Origin of the sequence: Bowmanella yangjiangensis (assembly GCF_017255015.1) — a bacterium.
Taxonomy (GTDB): domain Bacteria; phylum Pseudomonadota; class Gammaproteobacteria; order Enterobacterales; family Alteromonadaceae; genus Bowmanella; species Bowmanella yangjiangensis.
Genome location: NZ_JAFKCS010000092.1, coordinates 1 through 2,949, shown reverse-complemented (window position 1 = coordinate 2,949; position 2,949 = coordinate 1). Strand labels below are relative to the sequence as shown.

Here is a 2,949-nt window from a genome sequence, read left to right as displayed (position 1 = left end):
AAGGTGGTGATCGACGCCGGCATGGAACTCACCGCCGCCGGCGGCGGCAGCTTCGTCAAACTCGACCCCAGCGGCGTGACCATCAGCGGCGCGACGATCAAGATGAACTCCGGTGGGGCGCCTGGCAAAGGCTCTGGACTCAAGATCCTCGCGCCGGTAATCCCATGGGCAGCAGATCAGGACAAGGCAGGTGCCTTGCCGCAAGCCGCATTGCCCAATCTCTTCATTCGCCAAAGCCAGCGCAGAGCGCCGGTGGTGCCGGTTTGTGGCAAACAGGCCAACGGCGTCTGTAGCCGAGAGGACTGCCCATGTTTGCGCGGCTGACGGAGTTCATGGCCCTGCCGCGCGTAGAGCTTCCGCAGGCGATGCCCGGCGACGAGGCGCTGTACTTCATAATCGACACCGTACTTCAGCCCGATGCCGCCAGACAGCTGTATGGCATCGGCGGGGCGATCGAGGCTCGCAGACTGTTCCTGGGGACGGTCTTCGAGAGCCTGGCCGAATACAGTCCGCTCTGGATCAAGGTTGAAGCCGGCAGTGACGTAGCCGATCTGGCCAGAGACCTCTGTGTCAGCAAACGGGCCGGTATCGTAGTGGGCATCGCGACGACCGAAGAGGCCGCCTTTAAACACGCCCAGGGCCTGCTGCAGATGCGCAGCGCAGGTGCCGGCGACGCCTTGGCCCGCTTCTATGACCCACTGTTCTGGAGTGCCCTGGCCCTGACCGCTTCCGGTAGTCAGCGTGCGGCGCTGTTCGGCCCTTGGCGGCGGGTGTGGACATCGGCCGAGCCCGGTGACGAGGCGACTTGGTTAACCTGGGAGAACTCAGTCGATTCCACCGCTACACCCACCGCCGCCTTCCCCCTATCGGTGAGTTCCGAGGCACTCGGTACACACGAAGACCTGCGTTGGTTCTACTGGCTCTGCGAGCAGCGCGAGGCCATGCAGCATACTTTGCTCCCTGAGTCTCTGCCCCTGGTCATTGACAACCTGCGTCTGCTGGCCAGCTATGGCATCCAGAATGGCCGGCACCTGCAGCGCTTGCTGCCCCAGCTTGACCGTGTGCCGCTGACCCAACAGGAAGACAGCATGGCCGTGTTGAACAGCAGTCTGCCCAGCTATCAGAAAGTACAACGTCTCGAAGGAACGAAGACATGACAGGAACGTCCCCCCCCGCTGCTGCGCTGGCCACCACCCGCGAGCCCATCGTCCTTCCGGCCGATAAGCCCGCCGTGCCGGTGGATACCAGCGTTTTTTGTCCCAACGACGATAAGCCCCACTGCGGCCAGAAAGAGTTCGCCGACCTGGTGTATGTGACCGGTCAGCACAAGTTCTGGTTATTGCCGGCGAACGTGGCAGATGCCCTGCAGGAGTGCGCGGAGAAGGTGCGTGCGGTGGCCAGCATCGAAGACAAGGCCACTCGCCAGGTCGAGTTGGATGCACGGGGTCTGTACAAGCCGTTTGTTCCGGCCGAGCCGAAGGAGTTTCTCAATGACGCGGACAAGGCGCGCTACGAACAGCTGGTCAGCGAAGTGGACGCGCTGGAGCGCCAGATCGAGCAGGACAGCGAGCAGTTCAGTGACGAGAACTACCAAAAGGCCCAGGCCGCCAAGCAACAGGCCCTGGATGACATGCACAGCGGCAAGCGGCAGGACTCCTACTCGCCGGAATATGACGAATATCTACGTCGGGAGCGGGCGTGGCGAGCATTGAGCGATGAGCAGCGCAGCAAACAACGCGAACTGGCCGAGCTGCGCAAGAAGGGCCTCACCGCTGCGGAAAGCACAGGGTTGTATGTCGAGGCGGGGCGCATCTACAGCCCGCGCGAGCGCGCCGTCAAGGAGGCCTTGGATCGCTATTGGTCTCTGGCGAACCGCCGGGAGACGCACCATGACGTCTACGACGGGCGAGGCGCAGGCGAGACCGGCACCTATAAGCCGTTGTGGCAGGTACTCAACGGCTATCGCAAGGCGATCGCCAGTTGCCAGACCAGCAACGACTCCGCCTGTCCCGATGTGCAGATGTATATCGCCCAATACGACCGGCTAAACGACTATGAACTCAAGCCATATCTGGACCAGATCGTCGAGCTGGCCAACCTGGGTGTCGCCGTGCCCGAGTTCGCGCTGTGCAGCGGCGATCCTGCCGCGGGCATGGAGGAGTTCGATAAGTACATCGTGGCGCGCCAGAAACTGAACGAGCTGCGAGCACGGATCAAGGATAAGTTCACCCGCTTCAAGACCGCTACCGCCGGCCATGCCGCGCCGCCGGATACGCTTTTCGCCGAGGAGATGGCCGAAGCGAGAACGGCGAACGCCCGCATGATGACCCTGCGCCAGCAGGCAGAGGACAACCTTGCCCGCCTGAAGCCCTACCGCATTCTGGTGTGGGAGGCCGAAGACTACGCCATCAAGCCGCTGGACAGCCTGGCCAAGGACGACATTCCGCTGCGAGAGTTCTCGCTGTCCTCGCTGGGTGACCAGATGTCCCATATCAGCCTTTTCGACCTACCATTCAAACCTTTCGCCGCCAAGGTTTGGGAAAAGGCCAGCAAGACCACCAAGCTGGCGGCGCTCGACCAGCCAAGTAAAGACGAGCAGTTCAGCCTCTACCTGAAGGAGCAGGGAGCAGTCGAGCTGAGCCCCAAGAAACGTTGGTTCAACGAGGAAGGCTATTTCCAACCGGAGGGGTTCTTCGTCTGGCTGGAAATCGAGCGTGGCTATCGGGTGAAGAGCCTGCAGAGCCCTGCCAGCCGTGACCTTTGGGCCGAGGGGGTACGGCAGATGCTGTTCGACGAGTCGCTGATCCGCAAGATCATGCTGTTCGACAGCAACTACCAGGCCCAGTACCTGCGCATGGTCACGCTCTGGGATAAGCCCGACTTCAGTACCAAGGTGGAGGCTGCGCCAGAGCTCGGCATCAGCGCCGGCAAGGGGGCCAAGCTCGCCCT

At 62.3% G+C, this 2,949-nt stretch carries 3 protein-coding genes; all 3 read left to right on the top strand.

Annotation, left to right across the window (positions count from 1 at the left end):
• The coding region (locus J0A65_RS21960; protein WP_232850100.1) for a hypothetical protein at positions 1-324 on the top strand (324 nt) is incomplete at its 5' end.
• On the top strand, positions 309-1,157 hold the full coding sequence (locus J0A65_RS21955) for a DUF4123 domain-containing protein (RefSeq protein ID WP_206596455.1): 849 nt from the start codon (positions 309-311) through the stop codon (positions 1,155-1,157). The genes J0A65_RS21960 and J0A65_RS21955, both read left to right, overlap by 16 nt.
• The coding region (locus J0A65_RS21950; protein ID WP_206596454.1) for a hypothetical protein at positions 1,154-2,949 on the top strand (1,796 nt) is incomplete at its 3' end. The genes J0A65_RS21955 and J0A65_RS21950, both read left to right, overlap by 4 nt.

What these genes read in the sequence shown, in the direction of transcription:
- J0A65_RS21955 (WP_206596455.1), top strand. Translation starts at nt 309, where the DNA reads ATGTTTGCGCGGCTGACGGAGTTCATGGCCCTGCCGCGCGTAGAGCTT.